The sequence below is a fragment of the Mycobacterium sp. TKK-01-0059 genome, assembly GCF_000709305.1.
In the GTDB taxonomy this organism is placed as follows: domain Bacteria; phylum Actinomycetota; class Actinomycetes; order Mycobacteriales; family Mycobacteriaceae; genus Mycobacterium; species Mycobacterium intracellulare.
In genome coordinates this window covers 2,035,469-2,056,810 of sequence record NZ_KL446993.1, presented here as the reverse complement: position 1 = coordinate 2,056,810, position 21,342 = coordinate 2,035,469, and the positions used below count along the sequence as shown (strand labels likewise).

The 21,342-nt window shown below is 68.1% G+C and carries 20 protein-coding genes; 13 read left to right on the top strand and 7 right to left on the bottom strand.

Annotation, left to right across the window (positions count from 1 at the left end; all coding sequences use genetic code 11):
• Positions 1–4 precede the first annotated feature (4 nt).
• Entirely contained in the window at positions 5–829 is an 825-nt protein-coding gene (locus tag K883_RS09935) for a glycerophosphodiester phosphodiesterase (protein ID WP_014710805.1), read from the bottom strand.
• A gap of 4 nt (positions 830–833) precedes the next feature.
• On the bottom strand, positions 834–1,871 hold the full coding sequence (locus K883_RS09930; RefSeq protein WP_193375013.1) for a DUF4328 domain-containing protein: 1,038 nt from the start codon (positions 1,869–1,871) through the stop codon (positions 834–836).
• 466 nt (positions 1,872–2,337) lie between these two features.
• Here K883_RS09930 and K883_RS27885 point away from each other — a divergent pair, with 466 nt between their 5' ends.
• From K883_RS27885 to rraA, 9 genes are all read left to right on the top strand, one after another.
• Complete coding sequence (locus K883_RS27885) at positions 2,338–2,493, top strand: hypothetical protein (protein WP_008262955.1); 156 nt, start codon at positions 2,338–2,340, stop codon at positions 2,491–2,493.
• A gap of 145 nt (positions 2,494–2,638) precedes the next feature.
• A complete protein-coding gene (locus K883_RS09925; protein WP_007771867.1) occupies positions 2,639–3,262 on the top strand; it encodes a superoxide dismutase in 624 nt (207 codons plus the stop codon).
• Between the two features lie 195 nt (positions 3,263–3,457).
• The gene (locus K883_RS09920) at positions 3,458–3,991 is read left to right on the top strand and encodes a hypothetical protein (protein ID WP_008262953.1); all 534 of its coding nucleotides are present in this window, start codon (positions 3,458–3,460) and stop codon (positions 3,989–3,991) included.
• Positions 3,992–4,576: 585 nt separating this feature from the next.
• Positions 4,577–4,975: a secretion protein EspR gene (locus K883_RS09915; protein WP_008262950.1), complete on the top strand. Its 399-nt coding sequence runs from the start codon at positions 4,577–4,579 to the stop codon at positions 4,973–4,975.
• A 120-nt stretch (positions 4,976–5,095) separates the two neighbouring features.
• On the top strand, positions 5,096–5,752 hold the full coding sequence (locus K883_RS09910; protein WP_036454328.1) for a DUF6474 family protein: 657 nt from the start codon (positions 5,096–5,098) through the stop codon (positions 5,750–5,752).
• 28 nt (positions 5,753–5,780) lie between these two features.
• Complete coding sequence (locus tag K883_RS09905) at positions 5,781–6,449, top strand: YcnI family copper-binding membrane protein (protein ID WP_020821327.1); 669 nt, start codon at positions 5,781–5,783, stop codon at positions 6,447–6,449.
• Complete coding sequence (locus K883_RS09900; RefSeq protein WP_020821326.1) at positions 6,446–6,940, top strand: copper resistance CopC family protein; 495 nt, start codon at positions 6,446–6,448, stop codon at positions 6,938–6,940. Before K883_RS09905 ends, K883_RS09900 begins: the two co-directional genes overlap by 4 nt.
• 88 nt (positions 6,941–7,028) lie before the next feature.
• Positions 7,029–7,469 (top strand): Rv3852 family protein, encoded by a 441-nt coding sequence (locus K883_RS09895; protein ID WP_008262940.1) that lies wholly within the window; start codon positions 7,029–7,031, stop codon positions 7,467–7,469.
• A 25-nt stretch (positions 7,470–7,494) separates the two neighbouring features.
• The gene (gene rraA, locus K883_RS09890; RefSeq protein WP_008262937.1) at positions 7,495–7,980 is read left to right on the top strand and encodes a ribonuclease E activity regulator RraA; all 486 of its coding nucleotides are present in this window, start codon (positions 7,495–7,497) and stop codon (positions 7,978–7,980) included.
• Here rraA and K883_RS09885 read toward each other — a convergent pair.
• A complete protein-coding gene (locus tag K883_RS09885) occupies positions 7,977–9,446 on the bottom strand; it encodes a flavin-containing monooxygenase (protein ID WP_036454326.1) in 1,470 nt (489 codons plus the stop codon). The genes rraA and K883_RS09885 overlap by 4 nt on opposite strands.
• Before the next feature lie 76 nt (positions 9,447–9,522).
• Between K883_RS09885 and K883_RS09880 the strand changes: the two genes are divergently transcribed.
• The 3 genes from K883_RS09880 (at position 9,523) to K883_RS09870 (ending at position 12,333) form a co-directional block, all read left to right on the top strand.
• The gene (locus K883_RS09880; protein ID WP_020821324.1) at positions 9,523–10,161 is read left to right on the top strand and encodes a TetR/AcrR family transcriptional regulator; all 639 of its coding nucleotides are present in this window, start codon (positions 9,523–9,525) and stop codon (positions 10,159–10,161) included.
• Between the two features lie 30 nt (positions 10,162–10,191).
• Positions 10,192–11,418 (top strand): DNA polymerase IV, encoded by a 1,227-nt coding sequence (gene dinB, locus K883_RS09875; RefSeq protein ID WP_020821323.1) that lies wholly within the window; start codon positions 10,192–10,194, stop codon positions 11,416–11,418.
• A gap of 159 nt (positions 11,419–11,577) precedes the next feature.
• Positions 11,578–12,333: a YoaK family protein gene (locus K883_RS09870; protein WP_036454323.1), complete on the top strand. Its 756-nt coding sequence runs from the start codon at positions 11,578–11,580 to the stop codon at positions 12,331–12,333.
• An 8-nt stretch (positions 12,334–12,341) separates the two neighbouring features.
• On the opposite strand, the gene K883_RS09865 is transcribed toward K883_RS09870, so the two are convergent.
• Positions 12,342–13,349 carry a PHP domain-containing protein gene (locus K883_RS09865; RefSeq protein ID WP_009956993.1) on the bottom strand — a complete coding sequence of 336 codons (1,008 nt, stop codon included), beginning with the start codon at positions 13,347–13,349 and terminating at the stop codon, positions 12,342–12,344.
• 31 nt (positions 13,350–13,380) lie between these two features.
• A complete protein-coding gene (locus K883_RS09860) occupies positions 13,381–13,821 on the bottom strand; it encodes a hypothetical protein (protein WP_008262917.1) in 441 nt (146 codons plus the stop codon).
• Between the two features lie 51 nt (positions 13,822–13,872).
• On the opposite strand from K883_RS09860, the gene K883_RS09855 reads away from it, so the two are divergent.
• Positions 13,873–14,724 carry an LLM class F420-dependent oxidoreductase gene (locus K883_RS09855; protein ID WP_020821320.1) on the top strand — a complete coding sequence of 284 codons (852 nt, stop codon included), beginning with the start codon at positions 13,873–13,875 and terminating at the stop codon, positions 14,722–14,724.
• A 394-nt stretch (positions 14,725–15,118) separates the two neighbouring features.
• Here K883_RS09855 and K883_RS09850 read toward each other — a convergent pair whose 3' ends face one another.
• Both K883_RS09850 and gltB read right to left on the bottom strand, forming a co-directional pair.
• On the bottom strand, positions 15,119–16,594 hold the full coding sequence (locus K883_RS09850) for a glutamate synthase subunit beta (protein WP_020821318.1): 1,476 nt from the start codon (positions 16,592–16,594) through the stop codon (positions 15,119–15,121).
• Entirely contained in the window at positions 16,587–21,170 is a 4,584-nt protein-coding gene (gene gltB / locus K883_RS09845; RefSeq protein ID WP_036454321.1) for a glutamate synthase large subunit, read from the bottom strand. The genes K883_RS09850 and gltB overlap by 8 nt, the downstream gene beginning before the upstream one ends.
• Positions 21,171–21,342 lie beyond the last annotated feature (172 nt).

Sequence of the window (21,342 nt, the reverse complement as noted above, 5' to 3'; positions counted from 1 at the left end):
CGACCTAGATGCTGACCTGGCCGGCGGGATCGCCGCGGAGCCACGCCTTGGTGCGGCCCGGGTGGTGGGTGGCCAGCCAGGCCACGCCGACGTCGCGGCAGAAGTCGATGTCGTCGTACTCGTCGACGTTCCAGCAGTACACCGCCCTGCCCTGGGCGATGGCGCGGTCCGCCAGTTGGGGATATTCCTTCAACGTCAGCAGCGAGGGCCCGACGGCGGTGGCGCCGACGGCGGTGGGCGCGCCGCTGGTCAGGTAGCGCGCCGTTTTGCCCAGCAGCACGGTGGGCAGCAGCGGCGCCGCCCGCCGGATCCGCCAGATCGCGGACGCCGAGAACGACATCACCACGGCGCGGGACCGATCGGCCGAGGCGGGCGCGGCGATGCCGAAACGGTGCAGCAACGCCAGGAGCTTGGTCTCCACCAGCGAGCCGTACCGGACGGGGTGCTTGGTTTCGATGAACAGCTTTACCGGCCGATGCCAATCCAGCACCAGCGAAACCAGCGCGTCCAGCGTCAGCAGACTGGTGTCGCCGTGCGTGCCGTCCTCGCGCCAGCTGTCGTGCCACGCGCCGTACTCGAGCTCGCGCAGCTGAGCCAGCGTCATCGTGCTGACCAGGCCGGCTCCGGTCGAGGTGCGGTCCAGCCGGCGGTCGTGCACGCACACGAGATGGCCGTCGCGGGTCAACCGCACATCACATTCCACGCCGTCGGCGCCCTCTTTGAGCGCGAGATCGTAGGCGGCCAGCGTGTGTTCGGGACGCGCCGCCGAAGCACCGCGGTGGGCGACGACATACGGATGCCCGGCGAGCACCTCGTCGGCCCACGTCATATCCCTATGCTGCCGGTTCCTGCCCCTCTAACTCAACTGGGCCGGCCGAAGCCGGTGCGGGGGCGCCGTCGTCGGGAACCATGACCCAGCGGTGCGCGGGACGCGCGACGGGTTTGCGATGGAAGCCCTCGAAAATGCGGGTCGCGGCGGCCAGGGTGGCGGCCGCGAGCAGGTAGGCGACGACCATCAGGACGGTGTTGTTGGCGATGCCCTGCGCGTCGGTGGCGAAGCTGGTCACGATGGCCGCGATGGAGACGGCGTAGCTGCAGACCCACGCGGTCCACCACTGCAGGACGGGTCCGCGTAGCCGCGCCCAGTGGTCTTCGAGCAGGGCCAGCTCGATCACGTAGACCGGAGCCCACAAGAGATTGGCCAGCGGCACGACGCAGCCGGCCCACAGTGCCCGCGGCGAGCGCGGCTCCGGCAGCCCGTGATGGGCGAACGCGGCGGCACGCCGCGCGATCAGCCAACGGATCAGGAGCACGCCCGACGCGATCACCGCCGCGCCCGCGCCCACGCTGGCGAGCACGCCCAGCCAGTCGGCCGCGAGGGCGACCCACGAATTCAGCAGGGTGTTCCGGTTGATGACCAGCAGCACATAGCGGACGACGTAAACCAGGGCGGCGATGCTGAGGACCAGCACGCTCACGAATGAGGTGGTGCGGATGACCTGCCCCGTCGGCCCCGGCGCCCCGGGCGCTGCGGCGGCGGGTGCCTGCTCGACGCGGTCCGCCAAACTCCAACGCGGTATCACCGTGTAGCGCGGCGTGGGCCCGAGGGGGCGCCGGGCGTGTCGGGCGGGCGGCGCGGCGCCGGGACGCACCGCGATCCAGCGATAGCCGGGCGGCAGCCGTGGTGGGGTGCGCTGCCACCCCGGAGACCGCTGGGGTCCGGCCGGCGGCGGGGCGCCCGCAGAGGCCCATCGCGGGTCGGCGGGCGGGGACTGGGGCGCCATGAGGGCGCCGCGGCAGCGGGGACACCACTCGCGTTGCCGGTCGCGCACGTTCCAGCGGGTGCCGCACTGGGAGCACACCTGGATCACCGGACCAGACTAGCGCCGCGACCATGCGCGCCGCGGAACGCGGGGCGCTGAGGAGCGGCGCTCGAGGGGGCGTGGGCAACGTAATCGGCCGCCGCGGACTATCCACAGTTTCCACAGGTTTATCCACATAGGCCCCCGGGGTACAGAGAACCATCGCTACTGCCTCTGGCGCCGAACTGTGGTGTAACTGTGGATAACATCGCGGTGTTGCACGCGTGTCTTAAACAGTCCAAGGCGCCCGTGTGAGCGAAATGGATTGCCCCGCTAAGCATCGGCGCGGCGGCGCCCACGCCGCCCCGTTTCCCGTCCCGACGTCTTGCAATCACCCACGTCCCGGTCCTCGCTAACCCGCAGCTCAGGGCGCTATTTTTTCAACTTCGCCGCAAAGCGCTATGATCGCGTTCTCGTAAGTGTTTGTGACTCACCTCACTCACCGTGAGGTGCACCGGGGGGTGGAAGGCGATTGATGGCCACGCATTCGTTCGGTCCGGGTTCACCGGCCGCGTCGAAGTCGTATTGCGGCTCGCCCGCGTGGAATCACAGCTACACCATCGCGGCGCTGCGCGCCGGACTGATCGCACTGGCCTTACTGGCCGTGCTCGCGGTCATCGTCTTGTTCTGAACTGACCCCGAGCGGGTATCCGCCCTGCGGCTCAGAGGGGTCATTCTTGCGGTGCGCGCGCTCATGGAGCAGGGTTGATAACGGTCGGCCGCCGCAAGGCGCCCCGTGACTGAGCGTCAAGACGATAATCGAAGAAAGGAACGCCGTGGCTGAATACACCCTGCCCGACTTGGACTGGGACTACGCAGCGTTGGAACCGCACATCTCAGGTCAGATCAACGAGATCCACCACAGTAAGCACCACGCCACCTACGTCAAAGGCGTGAACGACGCTCTGTCCAAGCTCGAAGAGGCCCGTGCCAACGAAGATCACGCTGCGATCTTCCTGAACGAAAAGAACCTGGCCTTTCACCTGGGCGGCCACGTCAACCACTCCATCTGGTGGAAGAACCTGTCGCCGGACGGCGGCGACAAGCCGACCGGCGAATTGGCCGCCGCGATCGATGACGCCTTCGGATCCTTCGACCGGTTCCGCGCGCAGTTCAGCGCGGCCGCCAACGGCCTGCAGGGGTCAGGCTGGGCGGTGCTGGGCTACGACACCCTCGGCAACCGGCTGCTGACCTTCCAGCTCTACGACCAGCAGGCCAACGTGCCGCTGGGCATCATTCCGCTGCTGCAGGTCGACATGTGGGAGCACGCTTTTTACCTGCAGTACAAGAACGTCAAGGCGGACTACGTCAAGGCGTTCTGGAACGTCGTCAACTGGGCCGACGTGCAGAAGCGCTACGCCGCGGCGACCTCGAAAACCCAGGGCCTGATTTTCGGCTGACTTTTATTTCGATCGGCGGGGGCGTCGCGCGGACTGCGCGGCGCCCCAGTCGTTTGTGCGGCCCCGGAGGGGTCGATCTGAAGATCCGCGACGCTGACCGTGTCGTGTTGCACGGCGCCTAATCCGCAGGCATTCTTAATTATTCGGACTACCAGTGTGGTTATTCCCAACGGAGGCGTCGCGCGGAGGTCGGAGATGGAAACTGGGTCGGATCGACCGATCGGGGTCTCCCCGTTCCATTCTCGTGGGTCCCTGAAGGGGTTCCTGATCTCCGGCCGTTGGCCCGATTCGACGAAAGAATGGGCCCAGCTGCTCATGGTCGCGGTCCGGATCGCGTCGTTGCCCGGGTTGCTCTCCACCACAACGGTGTTCGGCGCCCGCGAAGAACTGCCCGACGAACCCGAACCGGACACGGTCGGCCTGGTGCTGGCCGAGGGCACGGTCTTTGGTGAATCGGCAATCCAGCCAGGCTATTTCGCCGACCATCAGCCCCCCGCGCTACTCATGCTGCATCCGCCGTCGGAAACGACGCCGTCGCTGCCCGAATGCACGGGGGCGGCATCGGGATGCGTATTGCTGCCCGGGTTGCCCTATCTCGGCCTGGAACACCGGGCGGCCTGGGTGGAGGCAGAAGCCGACGGCACCATCACGTCGATGGTGAGCCGTGTCGGCGTCGATCCGATCAGCCATCCCGACACGGCGATTTTGGCGATGCTGCTCGCCGCCTAGCGAGAACGCGGCGGCGCGCGAATGGCGATTCGCCTTCCCGGCCGCGAGGAGGCGCTTCGCGCCCGCGGGAATCACGCGACCGGACCGCTCTGGCGACCGTCACGTCGGGCGGCGGTCAGCGGTGGACCGGTCGTGGATGACCGCGCCCCCGACGGCGCCCACTAAGTTAACGGCCCCTCGACCATCGGTGTCCACCATGCGGCCGGCGGGTTGCGGCGCGCCCTCGATGGCTAGGTTTCGGGACCGGCAGCAAATGGCGTACCGGATCGGGCCAGCTTGCCGGTCCGTTGCGGTGCAATCGCCCAGCACGGCGCGGGTGCTCGCAACGGCCCCCACGAGGCGTCCGGCCCGCCACTTCGGGACGGGTGTCCGATCCTGCGGATAACCTGTGAGTTCCATGGATTTGGTGGACACCTCAGCGAATCAGTTAGACGCTCGTCAAGTGGGGAGTTGGTGAGCGTCGGCTGTGCCGCTCGGGAATCCTTCGGGGTTTGCACCTGGTTACCCTTACCAAGCCTCGCTACCATGATCAGCAAATACACCTAGGTAATAGTTCGCTTCTACAGCCCAGTGGAGGTCATATCAATGAGCACGACGTTCGCTGCTCGCCTGAACCGCCTGTTCGACACGGTGTATCCGCCTGGACGCGGTGCGCACACCTCCGCGGAAGTGATCGCGGCGCTCAAGGCGGAGGGCATAACGATGTCGGCTCCCTACTTGTCGCAGTTGCGTTCCGGCAACCGCACCAACCCGTCCTCGGCGACGATGGCCGCCCTGGCCAACTTCTTCCGCATCAAGCCGGCCTACTTCACCGACGACGAGTACTACGAGAAGCTCGACAAGGAATTGTCGTGGCTGGCCACGGCGCGCGACGACAACGTGCGCCGCATCGCGATGCGCACGGCCGAGCTCTCCCCCGAGGCCCAGCGCGAGGTCATGGAGCGCGTCAACGAGCTGCGCCGCGCGGAGCACCTGGACGCCTAGCGGCCCCGGCCAGCCCTGGGGGGCTGGCGCCCGCCCATTCCGATTAGGGTTGGCAAACGGATCGCGAACGCGAGAGCGTTAGACGACGATTGCCAGCGAGATACCGGGAGGCGGCCGGGAATGTCCCTGTTCGGCAAGCGAAAGAGCCGCGCGACGCGTCGCGCTGAAGCCCGCGCCATCAAGGCCCGCGCGAAGCTCGAGGCCAAGCTGGCCGCGAAAAACGAGGTGCGGCGCGCCAAGTCCGCCCAACGGGCGGAGAACAAGGCGCTCAGGGCCCAGATCAAGGCGCAGCGCGACAGCGACCGCAACGCGCTCAAAGTCGCTGAGGCCCAACTCAAGGCGGCGCGGGAGGGCAAGATCTTCTCCCCGACCCGGATCCGCCGCGTGCTGACGGTCTCGCGGCTGCTCGCACCGATCCTCACCCCGGTGATCTACCGGTTGGCCGTCTCGGCGCGCGCGCTGATCGATCAGCGCCGCGCGGACCGGCTCGGGATCCCGCTGGCTCAGATCGGCCAGTTCTCCGGCCCCGGCGCCCAGCTGTCGGCCCGCATCGCGGGGGCCGAGAGGTCGTTGCGGTCGGTGCAGGACAAGAAGCCCAAGGACGCCGAGACGAAGGCGTTCGTGGCCGCCATCACCGAGCGGCTCACCGATCTATCGGCGGCCGTCACCGCCGCGGAGAATCTGCCCGCCGCGCGCCGCCGGGCAGCCCACGCCGCGATCACGTCGCAGCTCGAAGGCATCGAGGCCGATCTGATGGCCCGCCTCGGGTTGAGCTGACCGACCCCACGAAAGGCAATCTCCTCCCATGTCAATCCACGGCAGGTGGATCCCGCGCATCCTGATCGCGGCCGGCGCGGTCGTCGTCCTGGCCCTCGGGTCGGCGCTGCAGTCGCCGACGGCGTCGGCGCACGTCCACGCCAGCAGCGACAATCCGGTGCGCGGCGCCATGGCCCTGGTCACCTTCCAGGTGCCCAACGAATCGAACGTCGGGGCCGCCACCACCGCCTTGACCGTCGCCCTGCCCGGCGTCGCCTCGGCGCGCACCGAAAGCATGCCGGGCTGGACGGCCAGGCTCGACCGCGACGCGGCGTCCGGTGCCGTCCGCTCGGTGACATGGACGGCCGCCCCCGGCGGGGGGATCGCCGCAGACCAATTCGCGCTGTTCCGGTTGTCCGTGAAGTTGCCCGACACCGACACCGTCAGCTTCCCGGCCACGCAGTCCTACGCCGACGGGACCGTCGTGAAGTGGGATCAGGCGCCGCTGCCCGACGGCGGCGAGCCCGAACGCCCGGCACCCATGCTCACCCTTGCCACCGGGCCGGCGGGGTCACACCACCACCATGGGACGCCCGATCAAGCGACCGAACCGGCGCGGCCCCACGCGGCCGACAACACCGCGCGGTTGTTGGGCGGCGCCGCGCTGGTGGTCGCGGCGCTGGGCGTCGCGATCGCGTTGATCCGCCGCCGCCCGTGAAACGGCTGGCGTTCGGCGCGTGCCTGAGCGCCATGTTCGCGATGGCCACGCTCACCGCGCCGGTGTCGTCGGCGCACGCCACGCGGATCGCCACCGACCCCGCGGCCAACGCGGTGCTGGCCTCCGCCCCGCAGCGGGTCAGCGCGACCTTCAACGAGCAGTTGCAGACCACGTTCGCCGCGATGACGGTGGTCGGCCCGGACGGCAACGTGTGGTCCGCCGGCGAGCCCACCGTGGCCGGCGCGATGGTCAGCATCGCCCTGCGTCCACTGGGACCGTCCGGCACGTACACGGTGAACTACCGGGTGACCTCCGCGGACGGCCACGTGGTGTCCGGGTCCTGGTCGTTCCAGCTCACGGTGTCCGGCACCGGCACGCCCGGGCCGCCGGTTGCCGGCGGCGGCGGTGACGTCCCCGTCTGGCCGTTCGTCGCGGCCGCGTTGGCGCTCGTCGCGGGCGGCGCCTGGTGGGCGGTGCGGCACAGGCGGTGATCGAGGCGCCGTCACACGTGCTGGCATGATGGGGTCGAGATCCCTGAGCTAGGGAAACGACGACAGAGGAAGCTCAAGGAGCGGCCGCATGGCAGACCCGCAGGACCCCACCAACAGCGCGCCCGACGGCGCCGGCACTCCGCCGGAGAAGAAACCGCCCGCCAAGGCGGCGAAAAAGACCGCGAAGGCGCCGGCCAAGAAGGCACCTGCGAAGAAGGCCCCCGCCAAAAAGGCGCCCGCCAAGAAAGCGCCCGCGAAAAAGGCGCCGGCCAAGAACGCCGAACCCGCACCCCCGGGGCCACCCGGGCCGCCGGCCGGCGTGCAGCAGCGGGCCGAAACCAATGGCGACCTCACGGCCGCCGCCAAAGACGCTGCCGCACAGGCGAAGTCCACCGTGGAAGCCGCCAACAACCCGGTCTCTCCCGCCGTCCCGGGCTCCGCGGTGGGCCAATCCCCGGTGCCGCTGATCGTCGCGGTGGCCGTCAGCCTGCTGGCCATCCTGCTCATCCGCCAGCTGCGCCGTCGCTGAGGGCGCGGGCGTTTACATGTCAGAAGTGACGGTGCCATTCCGGCCGACCGCCGACCTCGTCGACAGCATCGGCCCCGACGTGCGCAGCTGCGACACCCAATTCCGCCAGCTCGGCGGGCGAGCCGAGTTCGCCGGCCCGATCAGTACCGTGCGCTGCTTTGAAGACAACGCGCTGCTGAAGTCGGTGCTCTCGGAGCCCGGTGACGGCGGGATATTGGTGATCGACGGCGCAGGCTCGCTGCACACCGCGCTGGTGGGCGACGTCATCGCCGAGCTCGCGCGGTCCAACGGCTGGGCCGGGCTCATCATCAACGGCGCGGTGCGGGACTCCGCCGCGTTGCGGGGCATGGACATCGGCATCAAGGCGCTGGGCACCAATCCGCGCAAGAGCACCAAGACCGGCGCCGGCGAACGAGATGTCGAAATCACCCTGGGCGGTGTGACGTTCGTGCCCGGTGAGATCGCCTACAGCGACGACGACGGGATCGTCGTCGTCGCCACAGTCCCCTAAACCGCTACCGGCGCAGGCTTTTTCGCGAACTTCAAGCCCTCGTCGTCGACCTTGCCGCGCCGGATGGTGCGCATGTCGAAGAAGTAGTTCTGCTTGAGTCGCCACGGCGCCCGCGATCCCGACTTGGGCAGCAGGTGCATCGACCGCCGGAAGTAGCCGGGAGTGAAGTCCATGAACGGCAGCTCGTCCACGTCGTTGCCCGGATGCTGCGGCTCCACGAAGTCAAAACCCTTGGCATCCATGTAGTTCAGCAGTCGGCAGACGAATTCGGAGACCAGGTCGGCCTTCAGCGTCCAGGACGCGTTGGTGTAGCCGAAGGTGATGGCGAAATTCGGCACGCCGGAGAACATCAGGCCCTTGTAGGTCATCAGCGAGGTCAGGTCGATGTCCTCGCCGTTGCGGGTCGGCTTCACCCCGCCCAGCAACTGCATGTTCAATCCCGTTGCGGTGATGATGATGTCGGCCGCCAACTCCTCACCCGAGGTGAGCTTGATGCCGGTCTTGGTGAACCGGTCGATCGTGTCGGTGACGACGTCGGCCTTGCCGTGCCGGATGGTCCGGAAGAAGTCGCCGTCGGGCGCCAGGCACAGCCGTTCGTCCCAGACGTTGTAGCGCGGCCCGAAGTGCTTCTCGACGTCGTAGCCCTGCGGCAGCCGTCGCTGCGCCATGGTCATCAACGTCTTGCGCATGTAGGCCGGGGCCTTGCGGGACAGCTGGTACTGGAAAGTGCTGAACGCGATGGCTTTCCAGCGGTTGGCCATGTGCGCGAGGTGCTCGGGCAGCAGGCGGTTGGCCTTCTCGGCGAAGGGGTCGACGCCGGGCAGCGACCCGATGTAGGTCGGCGAGCGCTGCAGCATCGTGACGTGGCCGGCACCGGAGTTCACCAGGGCGGGGATCAGGGTGATCGCGGTCGCGCCGGATCCGATGACGACGATCCGCTTGCCCGCGTAGTCCAGGTCCTCCGGCCAGTGCTGCGGATGCACGATGGTGCCCCCGAAGTCGTCGGAGCCTTCGAAGGTGGGCGAGAACCCCTCGTCGTAGTTGTAGTAACCGGTGCAGGCGAACAGGAACGAACAGGTCATCTCGCTGGTGCGGCCGTCGTTCTCGACCGTCAGCGTCCAGCGGTTGTCGACGTCGGACCAGTCGGCGGCCACCACCCGGTGGTTGTAGCGGATGTGCGGCTCGATCCGGTTCTCGACCGCGGCCTCCCTGATGTAGGCCTTGATCGACGCGCCGTCGGCGATCGACTTCGCCGAACGCCAGGGCTTGAACCGGAAGCCGAGGGTGAACATGTCCGAGTCCGATCGGATGCCCGGGTACTTGAAGAGGTCCCAGGTGCCGCCGAGGTCGGCGCGGCGCTCGAGGATGGCGTAGCTCTTGGTCGGGCAGCGTTCCTGCAGGTGCCAGGCCGCGCTCACACCGGAGATGCCGGCGCCCACGATGAGGACGTCAAGTTGCTCAGTCATACGGCCACGTTATCAACACCGTGTTGAATCGGTCAACACCGTGTCGAAACTCTCGACGCCGTGTAAAGTAGCGGCCGTGACTACCGTCGGTTCCGCCCGCACCCACCGGGGCAGGCGCTCGGCGCGCCCGTCCGGCGACGACCGCGAACTGGCCATTTTGAGCACCGCCGAACGGTTGCTGCAGGAACGCCCGCTCGCCGACATCTCCGTCGACGACCTCGCCAAGGGGGCCGGGCTGTCCCGGCCGACGTTCTACTTCTATTTCCCGTCCAAGGACGCGGTGCTGTTCACCCTGTTCGAGCGGGTGATCATGGAGGCAGACTCCGCGCTGGAGTCGCTGGTCGCCAGCCCGCCCGCCGACCTGAAAGCGTTGTGGCGCATCGGGATCAACGTGTTTGTCGAGACCTTCGGCACGCATCGCGCGGTGTCGCTGGCCGCCGATGCCGCGCGCACCAACAAGGACGTCGGCGAGCTGTGGTCACGCTTCATGCAGAAATGGGTCGACCACATCACCACCGTGATCGAAGCCGAGCGCGCGCGGGGCGCCGCGCCGGTGACACTGCCGGCGCGCAACCTGTCCGCGGCACTGAACTTGCTCAACGAAAAGGTCATGCTCAGCGCGTTCGCCGGCGGACGACCGTCGGTGCCCAGCGAGCAACTGCTCGACACGCTGGTGCACATCTGGGTCAGCAGCGTGTACGGCGAGGCCTGCTGAAACGGGTTTGTCGTGACCCCGTGCGAACATATGTTCGTGCGGTGCGACGCGTCCATCCTGCACGCGGACCTGGATTCCTTCTACGCGTCCGTCGAACAGCGCGATGACCCGGCCCTGCGCGGGCGCCCGGTGATCGTCGGCGGCGGCGTGGTGCTGGCCGCGAGCTACGAGGCCAAGGCCGACGGCGTGCGCACGGCCATGGGCGGGGCGCAGGCGCGGCGGTTGTGCCCGGCCGCCGTGGTGGTGCCGCCGCGGATGAGCGCCTACAGCCGCGCCAGCGACGCCGTCTTCGAGGTGTTCCGCGATTGCACCCCGATCGTGGAGGCGCTGTCGGTCGACGAGGCCTTCCTCGACGTCGGCGGGCTGCGTCGGGTCAGCGGCACGCCGGTGGCGATCGCCGAGCGGTTGCGCGCCGACGTGCGCGAGCGGGTCGGGCTGCCGATCACCGTCGGGATCGCCCGGACGAAATTCCTGGCCAAGGTCGCCAGCCAGGAGGCCAAGCCCGACGGACTGCTGCTGGTGCCCCCCGATCAGGAGTTGACGTTTTTGCGGCCGCTGCCGGTGCGCCGGCTCTGGGGCGTGGGTGCGGTGACGGCCGAGAAGCTGCATGCGCATGGCATCGTGACCGTGGCCGACGTCGCCGAGCTCAGCGAGTCGGCGCTGGGCTCGATGGTCGGCGGCGCGATGGGCCGCCAACTCTATGCGCTGTCGCGCAATGTCGACCGCCGGCGCGTCACCGTCGGCGTTCGACGCCGCTCCGTCGGTGCCCAGCGAGCCCTGGGCCGCTCCGGTAATACCATGTCGCCCAACGAGATCGACGCCGTGGTGGTGAACTTGATCGACCGCATCACCGGCCGCATGCGGGCCGCCGGGCGGACGGGCCGCACCGTGGTGCTGCGGCTGCGCTTCGACGACTTCACCAGGGCCACGCGCTCGCACACCCTGCCGTGGGCCACGTCGGCCACGGCACCCATCCTGGCCGCCGCGCGGCGCCTGGTCGCGGGCGCGGCGCCGCTGATCGCGCAGCGCGGCCTGACGCTGGTCGGGTTCGCGGTGTCGGGCATCGACCGCAGCGGCGCCCAGCAGCTGACGCTGCCTTTCGGCGAAGCGAACCGGCGCGCGGCCGGCAATGACATCGACGCGGACATCGACGCCGCCATCGACCGGGTGCGCCGGCGCTATGGCAAGTCGGCGCTGCAGCCCGCGGTGCTATTGGGCCGCGATCCGGGCTTCGAGATGCCGCACTTGCCCGACTGACGGGTCGTCGGTGTTTTCACTAGTTATTCAATTACTCTTTGCCACATGCCTTTTCGATGATTTGAGGTTGATTTGAATCAGCCTCGCGACGCCGCTTGTGCGGCGGCCCGCTTGTTAGATTGGCGGAAACCCGACCTCGAAAGTGAGCAACTGAACCCGATGCCGCCGCACCAATCCCGCGACACCGGCCTGCCCCGCGAAGGTCTCCTGCTCGGTTACAGCGCGTTACTCGCCTTATCCGCGGGCTTCGTCAATGCCGTGGCGCTGCTGATCTTGGCGGTGCCCGTCGGCAATCTGACCGGGATCACCACCCAGCTGGGCATGCACACGGCCAACCCGTGGCTGTACGAAGGCCACGTGCTCGGCGCAATCTTTCTGGGCTTCCTGATGGGAGCGGCCATAGCCGGGGCGATCCTCGCACCCACCGATGCTCTTGCGGGCCCACGCCACGCCGCCGTGCTGTACCTCGAGGCAGGCTTGCTCGTGCTCGCCGCGGCCGGGGGAGCGGAGACCGTCGTCAGGGCACAGATCAACGCCCTGGGCGTCGAGCAGACCGCGGTGCAGGCGCTGTTCGCCGCCGCGGCGCTCGGCCTGCAGAACGGGATGACATCGAGCTTTCGCGGGATGGCGATCCGCACCACGCACTTCACCGGAACCATCACCGACCTCGGGCTGATCCTCGGCCGCAGCCGGATACACGGAATCAAGAACTGGAAAACGGCGATACTGGCCGCCACCCTGGTGTTATTCCTCGGCGGCGGCGTGGCCGGGATCATGTTCGGGGCTCAGTTGGGGGGTTACGCGCTGCTCATCCCGGCCGCGGTCTGCGCGACCGTCGGCGCCGCAAACTTGCTTCAGGGCACCGTCCGCAGCGCCGCACCGGTTCCCGAGCGCGCCGAACGGGTGCGGGTCTGAGCGGCGTCTCAGTTCGACCCGGTCCACTCCAGTAGCCGGTCGGCCGGCCAGGTGTTCACGATCCGGTCGGGGGGAACGCCCGCGTCCAGGGCGCGCTGCGCGCCGTAACCGAGGAAGTCCAACTGGCCGGGGGCGTGGGCGTCGGTGTCGATGCTGAACACGCAACCGATCTCCAGCGCCAGGTTGAGCAGGCGGGTCGGCGGGTCGCGCCGCTCCGGCCGGGAGTTGATCTCCACCGCGGTGCCGGACTCGCGGCACGCCGTGAACACCGCCTCGGCGTCGAACTTGGATTCCGGCCGGATGCCGCGGTTGCCGGACACCAGCCGGCCGGTGCAGTGGCCGAGCACGTCGGCGTGCGGGTTTTCGACCGCGCGCAGCATGCGCCGGGTCATCGCGGCGGAATCCATCGACAACTTGGAGTGCACGCTGGCCACCACGACGTCGAGGCGTTCCAGCAGTTCGGGTTCCTGGTCCAGGCTGCCGTCGTCGAGGATGTCGACCTCGATCCCGGTGAGGATGCGCATCGGCGCGAACGTCTCCTGCAGCCGGTCGATCACGTCGAGCTGCTTGCGTAACCGCTCCGGCGACAGGCCGTTGGCGATGGTCAGCCGCGGCGAATGGTCGGTCAGCGCGCAGTATTCGTGGCCCAGCGCCGCCGCCGCGGCCATCATCTCCTCGATCGGAGCGGAGCCGTCCGACCAGTTGGAGTGCAGGTGCAGGTCGCCGCGCAGCGCGGCACGAATGTCACCGCCACCGAGATCTTCTGCGGTGGAACGCAATTCGACCAGCAGGTCGGGTTCTCGGCCGGACCACGCCTGGTCGATGACCTTGGCGGTTTTGGGGCCGATTCCCGGCAGCGACTGCCAGCTGTTGGCCTGGCCGTGGCGTTCGCGCGCCGCGTCGTCGAGGCCCTCGATGATGTCGGCCGCGTTGCGGTAGGCCATCACGCGTCTCGGGTCGTGACGGCTCCGGTCCTTGTAGTAGGCGATCTGCCGCAGGGCCGCTACCGGATCCATGACTCCAGTGTGCCCGCCAGACCTCGGCGAGTTACAGCAGTTGGCCGACCACGAACCCGGCGAGCAGCACGCCGAACCCGCCGATTTCCCCGACGATCAGCGCGGCCATCGCCAATTCGGTGCTGCGGTCGGCGTTTTCGAATTGGTTGACGGTGTCGCGCCGTGCCCCGTGGGTGATGTAGGCGGCGATGGCCGCCACGAAGAAGAAGACGACGACGCCGGCGGCCGTCAGGTTCACCCACACCGGCCAGGCGCTCAGTTGCACGAAGACCGCGAGCAGCAGTGTCGCGAACGAATACAGCAGCGCCGCGCGATGCGCGATGTCGACGTAGGGATGCGCCAGATGATTCTCGGAGGTCATCATCCCGCGGTATTTCCAGATCCCGAGAACGAGCGCGAGCAGGAAGATCAGGCCCGCCGCCAGCAGCGTGAGCTTGGTGTCGATTCCCAGGGAGCAACAAGGGCAAGTCATAGCGCGGTCGAGTTTAGTTGCCCTTCATAAACGCCGACTAACGTCGTTGACATGCGATTCGCCTTCAAGACTTCTCCGCAGAACACCACCTGGGCCCAGATGCTGGCCGTTTGGCAGGCCGCAGACGACATCGACGTCTACGAATCCGGGTGGACGTTCGACCACTTCTACCCGATCTTCTCCGACAGCAGCGGGCCCTGCCTGGAGGGGTGGACGACGCTGACGGCGCTGGCACAGGCCACCACGCGATTGCGGCTGGGCACCCTGGTCACCGGGATCCACTACCGCCACCCCGCGGTGCTGGCCAACATGGCGGCCGCCCTCGACATCATTTCCAACGGGCGCCTCGAGCTGGGGATCGGCGCCGGCTGGAACGAGGAGGAATCCGGTGCCTACGGCATCGAGCTGGGCAGCATCAAGGAGCGCTTCGACCGCTTCGAGGAAGCCTGCGAGGTGCTGACCAGCCTGCTCAGCGAGGAGACCACCGACTTTGACGGCAGGTTCTATCAGCTCAAGGGTGCCCGCAACGAGCCCAAGGGCCCGCAGCGTCCGCGCCCCCCGATCTGCATCGGCGGCAGCGGCGAGAAGCGCACGCTGCGGATCACCGCCCGCTACGCCCAGCACTGGAACTTCGTCGGCGGGCCGCCCGACGTTTTCGCCCACAAGCGTGACGTCCTCGCCGCACACTGCGCGGACATCGGCCGCGATCCGAAGGAGATCACCCTCTCGGCGCACCTGCGCCTCGAGCCGGACCTCGACTACGGGAAGGTCGTCGCGGACGCCGCCGGACTCGCCGCCGAAGGGCTCGACCTCGGGATCGTCTACCTGCCCCCGCCGCACGACCCCGCCGTGCTGGAACCGCTCGCCGAGGCGATCCGCGATTCGGGGTTACTCGACGGATAGCCCCGATCTCGGGCCCCGCCCCTGGCGCTCAGGCCGAAAATCCCGGCCGCCGGGCGCGGAGCAAACCCGCCGGGCGCCCGCAGGCGCGCCGGCAGTGTGGTCACGCGCCGAAGAGCAGTAGATCCTGGGCGGTGACCAGCCGCTCGTGCTTGGCGGGGAACTCGCGACTTTTTACCGGGTGACGCAACCATGACCAGGCCATTCGCCCCATCCGCGTCCGGGGTACTGGGTGGATATGCACAAAAACCACTCCTGCAATCGGTCCGTCCATCCGGGAAACAGTGTGACCCCCCTGTGAGCGGGCTCACAGGAGATTATTAGACACCCACCGTCTGGCAAACTGCGGAAGACGCGCCGAACGAACCAGCGCGTGTTTCTGGTGTGACTGGTGTTACTACTGAAGCGGTACCGCGGTGGGCTTGATCGGCGCCGGCAGCGCGGTGGAACCCATCATGAACCGGTCCGCCGCCGCGGCGGCCGCCCTGCCCTCAGCAATCGCCCAAACGATCAATGACTGGCCGCGACCCATGTCCCCGGCTACGAAGACGCCCGGAACCGACGTCTCGAAGTCGGCGCCGCGCGCGACGTTGCCGCGCTCGGTGAGCTTGACCCCGAGCTCGGTGAGCAGGCCCTCCTTCTCGGGTCCGACGAATCCCATCGCCAGCAACACCAGGTCGGCCTCGAGTTCGAAATCGGAGCCGTCGACCTTGACGAACTTGCCGCCCTCCATGGTGACCTCGTGCGCCTTGAGCGCCGTGACGCGACCGTCCCGGCCGACGAACTCCTCGGTGTTGACGGAGAACACCCGCTCGCCGCCCTCTTCGTGCGCCGCGGAGACCCGGTACATCAGCGGGTAGGTCGGCCACGGGGTGGACGGGGCGCGCGTCTCCGGTGGGCGCGGCATGATCTCGAACTGGTGCACCTCGGTGGCGCCCTGCCGGTGCACGGTGCCCAGGCAATCGGCGCCGGTGTCACCGCCACCGATGATGATGACCTTCTTGCCTTTGGCGGTGAGCGGCGGTTGCCCGTCGGCGTCCACCTCGCCTTCGCCCAGATCACCCAACGCTTGCCGGTTGCCCCAGGGCAGGAATTCCATCGCCTGGTGGATGCCGTCCAATTCCCGGCCGGGAACGGGCAGATCGCGCCAGGCGGTCGCACCGCCGGCCAGCACCACCGAGTCGAAGTCGGAGCGCAGCTGTTCGGCGCTGATGTCGACCCCGACGTTGACCCCCGCCCGGAACTCGGTTCCTTCGGCGCGCATCTGGTCCAACCGGCGGTCGAGGACGCGCTTTTCCATCTTGAATTCCGGGATGCCGTAGCGCAGCAATCCGCCGATGCGGTCGGCCCGCTCGAAGACGGTGACGCTGTGGCCGGCGCGGGTCAGCTGCTGAGCGGCGGCCAGGCCCGCGGGTCCGGAACCGACCACGGCGACCTTTTTCCCGGTCAACTTCTCCGGCGGAAGCGGCCGCACCCAGCCCTCGTCGAAGGCCTTGTCGATGATCTCCAGCTCGATCTGCTTGATCGTCACCGGATCCTGGTTGATGCCGAGCACACAGGCCGGCTCACACGGCGCCGGGCACAGCCGGCCGGTGAAGTCCGGGAAGTTGTTGGTGGCGTGCAGCCGTTCGATCGCGGCCTGCCACTGGTCCCTGCGGACCAGGTCATTCCACTCCGGAATCAGGTTGCCCAGCGGACAACCGTTGTGACAGAACGGAATACCGCAGTCCATGCAGCGGGTCGCCTGCTCGCGCAGGGTCTCGTTGTCGAAATCCTCGTAGACCTCGCGCCAGTCGCGCAACCGCAGCGGGACCGGCCGGCGCTTCGGCAATTCCCGGTGCGTGTATTTCAGGAAGCCGCTCGGATCAGCCATGGGCGGCCGCCATGATCGCCTTGTCGACATCGGCGCCGTCGCGTTCCGCGTCGGCGATGGCCTGCAGCACCCGCTTGAAGTCGCGCGGCATCACCTTGGCGAAATGCCGGCGCTCCTGTGGCCAGTCACCCAGAATGCGCTGACCCACAGCGGAATCGGTGGCATCCACGTGTGCCTGGATCATGCCGTGCAACCACTCGTTGTCATCTTCATCCAAGCTCTCGAGCTCGACCATCTCCGTGTTGAGATTTCCTGGCAATTCGCCGTGCGGGTCGTAGATGTACGCCACCCCGCCGGACATGCCGGCCGCGAAGTTGCGGCCGGTGCGACCGAGGACGACGACCTTGCCGCCGGTCATGTATTCACACCCGTGGTCCCCGACGCCCTCGACGACGGCGTGCGCCCCGGAGTTGCGGACCGCGAACCGCTCGCCGACGACACCGCGCAGGTACGCCTCACCGCTGGTCGCGCCGAACAGGATCACGTTGCCGCCGATGATGTTGTCCTCGGCCACGTAGTCCTGCGGGGCGTCGTCCGACGGCCGAACCACGATCCGGCCACCGGACAGACCCTTGCCGACGTAGTCGTTGGCGTCGCCGTAGACGCGCAGGGTGATGCCGCGCGGCACGAACGCACCGAAGCTGTTGCCCGCCGAGCCGTCGAAGGTGATGTCGATGGTCCCGTCCGGCAACCCTTGACCGCCATAGGCTTTGGTGACCTCGTGGCCGAGCATGGTGCCCACCGTGCGGTTGACGTTGCTGATCGTGGTCGAGAAGCGCACCGGCGTACCGGAATCCAGTGCCTCGCGGCTCATCACGATCAACTGCTGGTCGAGTGCCTTGTCCAGGCCGTGGTCCTGACGCGAGGTGCAGTACAGGTCCTGGTTCATGAACGCCGATTCCGGCTCGTGCAGGACCGGGTCCAGGTCGAGCCGGTGCGCCTTCCAGTGGGCGCGCGCCAGCGTGGTGTCGAGTGCCTTGACCTGGCCGATCGCCTCGTTGAGGGTGCGGAATCCCAACTGCGCCATGTATTCGCGGACCTCTTCGGCGATGAACATGAAGAAGTTCTCGACGAACTCGGGCTTGCCGGTGAAACGTTCGCGCAGCACCGGGTTCTGGGTGGCCACCCCGACGGGGCAGGTGTCGAGGTGGCAGACCCGCATCATGATGCAGCCGGACACCACCAGCGGCGCGGTGGCGAAGCCGAATTCCTCGGCGCCGAGCAGCGCCGCGATCATCACGTCGCGACCCGTCTTGAGCTGGCCGTCGACCTGGACCACGATTCGGTCGCGTAACCCGTTGAGCAGCAACGTCTGCTGCGTCTCGGCCAGCCCCAGCTCCCACGGCGCCCCGGCGTGCTTCATCGAGGTCATCGGCGTCGCGCCGGTGCCGCCGTCGTGCCCGGAGATCAGGACCACGTCGGCATGGGCCTTGGACACGCCCGCCGCCACCGTGCCGACGCCGTTTTCGGAGACCAGCTTGACGTGCACGCGCGCCGCCGGGTTGGCGTTCTTCAGGTCGTGGATCAGCTGTGCCAGGTCCTCGATGGAGTAGATGTCGTGGTGCGGCGGCGGTGAGATCAGGCCGACGCCGGGGGTGGAATGGCGGACTTCGGCGACCCACGGGTACACCTTGTGCCCCGGAAGCTGGCCTCCCTCACCGGGTTTCGCGCCCTGGGCCATCTTGATCTGGATGTCGGTGCAGTTCGTCAGGTAGTGCGAGGTGACACCGAACCGGCCCGAGGCGACCTGCTTGATCGCGCTGCGCCGCCAGGCCCCGTCGGGGTCGCGGTCGAAGCGCTTGACGTCCTCGCCGCCCTCGCCGCTGTTGGACCGGCCGCCGAGCCGGTTCATCGCGATGGCCAGCGTCTCGTGGGCCTCCGCTGAGATCGAGCCGTAGCTCATCGCCCCGGTGGAGAAGCGTTTGACGATTTCGCTTGCGGGCTCGACCTCTTCGAGCGGGATCGGTTCCCGCACACCGGCGCGGAACTTGAGCAGGCCGCGCAGGGACGCCATGCGCTCGCTCTGGTCGTCGACCAGGCGGGTGTAGTCCTTGAACACCTTGTACTGGCCGGTGCGCGTGGCGTGCTGCAGCTTGAAGACGGTCTCGGGGTTGAACAGGTGGTACTCGCCCTCGCGGCGCCACTGGTATTCCCCGCCCACCTCGAGCTCGCGGTGGGCGCGTTCGCCCGGCCGGTCCAGGTAGGCCAGGGCGTGGCGGGCGGCGACGTCGGCGGCGATGTCGTCCAGGGTGATCCCGCCGATGGGACAGCTCAACCCGGTGAAGTATTCGTTGAGCACATCCTCGGAGATGCCGACCGCCTGGAACAACTGCGCACCGGTGTAGGAGGCGAGCGTCGAAATGCCCATCTTGGACATCACTTTCAGCACACCCTTGCCGGCCGCCTTGATGTAGTTGTTCAGCGCCGTCTTGCGGTCGATGCCCTCGATCACGCCCCGGTCGAGCATGTCCTCGATCGACTCGAACGCCAGGTACGGGTTGATCGCCGCGGCGCCGAAGCTGACCAGCGCCGCCATGTGGTGGACCTCGCGGGCGTCGCCGGTCTCCACCACCAGACCCACGTGGGTGCGTGTCCGGTCGCGCACCAGGTGGTGGTGCACCCCCGCCACCGCGAGCAGCGACGGAATGGGCGCCATCAGTTCGTCGGATTCGCGGTCGGACAGGATGATCACCCGCGCGCCGTCGGCGATCGCCGCCGATGCCTGCGCGCGCACGTCCTCGAGGGCGGCGGCCAGCCCGGCGCCACCTTCGGCCACCGGGTACAGGCAGCGAATCACCTTGGAACGCATGCCATGCGGGCGTCCGTTGACCTCGTCGTCCGGGTTGAGGTTGATCAGCTTCGCCAGCTCCCGGTTGCGCAGGATCGGCTGCGGCAGCGCGATCTGGTGACACGAGAGCTCGGTCGGGGTGAGCAGGTCACGCTCGCCGCCGGTGGTGCCCTGCAGGCTGGTCACCACCTCCTCACGGATGGCGTCCAGCGGCGGGTTGGTCACCTGCGCGAACAGCTGCTGGAAGTAGTCGTAGAGCATCCGGGGCCGCTGGGAGAGCACCGCGACCGGGGTGTCGGTGCCCATCGACCCGATCGGCTCGGCGCCGCTGCGCACCATCGGCGCCACCAACAGGTTGAGTTCCTCGTAGGTGTAGCCAAATGTCTGCTGGCGCTTGACCAGTCGGTCATGCGGCATCCGCTTGTAGTGGCCCTGCGGCAGGTCGTCGAGGGGGACCAGGTTCTTGTCCAGCCACTCCTGGTAGGGGTGCTCGGCGGCCAGCTCCGCTTTGATCTCCTCGTCGGAGACGATGCGGCCCTGCGCGGTGTCCACCAGGAACATGCGGCCGGGCTGCAGCCGCATCCGGCGCACCACCTTGGCCGGGTCCAGGTCCAGCACGCCGGCCTCGGACGCCATCACCACCAAACCGTCTTCGGTGACCCAGATCCGCGAGGGGCGCAAGCCATTACGGTCGAGCACCGCGCCGATGATCGTGCCGTCGGTGAAGGTGATCGACGCCGGTCCGTCCCACGGCTCCATCAGCGAGGCGTGGTAGCGGTAGAACGCGCGGCGCGCGGGGTCCATCGACTCGTTGCGCTCCCACGCCTCGGGAATCATCATCAGCACGGCGTGGGCCAGGCTGCGCCCGCCCAGGTGCAGCAGCTCGAGCGCCTCGTCGAAGCGCGCGGTGTCGGACGCGCCCGGCGTGCAGATCGGGAACAACTTCTCGACGTCGGCTTCCGAGCCGAACACGTCGGTCTTGATCAACGCCTCGCGGGCCCGCATCCAGTTCTCGTTGCCGGTGACGGTGTTGATCTCACCGTTGTGGGCGACGCGGCGGAACGGATGCGCCAGCGGCCACGACGGAAAAGTGTTGGTGGAGAACCGCGAGTGCACGATTCCCAGGGCGCTGGTCAACCGATTGTCTTGCAGGTCAAGGTAAAACGCCTTGAGCTGCGGGGTGGTCAGCATGCCCTTGTAGACCAGGGTCTGACCCGAAAGGCTCGGGAAGTAAACGGTTTCGCGGCCGGGGCCGTCTTGGCCCGGGCCCTTGGTGCCCAGTTCGTGCTCGGCGCGCTTGCGGACCACGTAGGCCCGGCGCTCCAGCGTCATACCGGACGCCCCCGCCATGAACACCTGCCGGAAGGTGGGCATGGCGTCGCGCGACAGCGCGCCCAGCGACGAGTCGTCGGTGGGGACGTTGCGCCAGCCCAGCACGGTCAGGCCCTCGGCTTCGGCGATCTTCTCCACCGCGGCGCACGCGGTCGCGGCGTCCTTGGACGATTGCGGCAGGAAGGCGATGCCGGTGGCGTAGCTGCCCGCCGGCGGCAACTCGAAGTCCACGACTTCGCGCAGGAAGGCATCGGGAACCTGAAGCATGATGCCGGCACCGTCGCCGCTGCGCGGCTCGGCGCCCTGGGCACCCCGATGTTCGAGGTTGAGCAGCGCGGTGATTGCCTTATCGACGATGTCGCGGCTGCGGCGGCCGTGCATATCGACGACCATGGCTACCCCGCACGCGTCGTGCTCGAACGCGGGGTTGTATAACCCGACGCGCTTGGGCGTCATATGCACCTGACCCTTCACCTGAACGTTCTGCGCGGCCGTTACCAGCGGCCCCGATGAGATCGCACCCCGGACGTTGCGGGCGAATATCCCTTCGGTCTTGTCTCGATAGGCTGTGCCCCAGGCGGAGATGATCCTGTTCGGGATGTCCGTGCAGCTCTGAACGGTGGCCTGG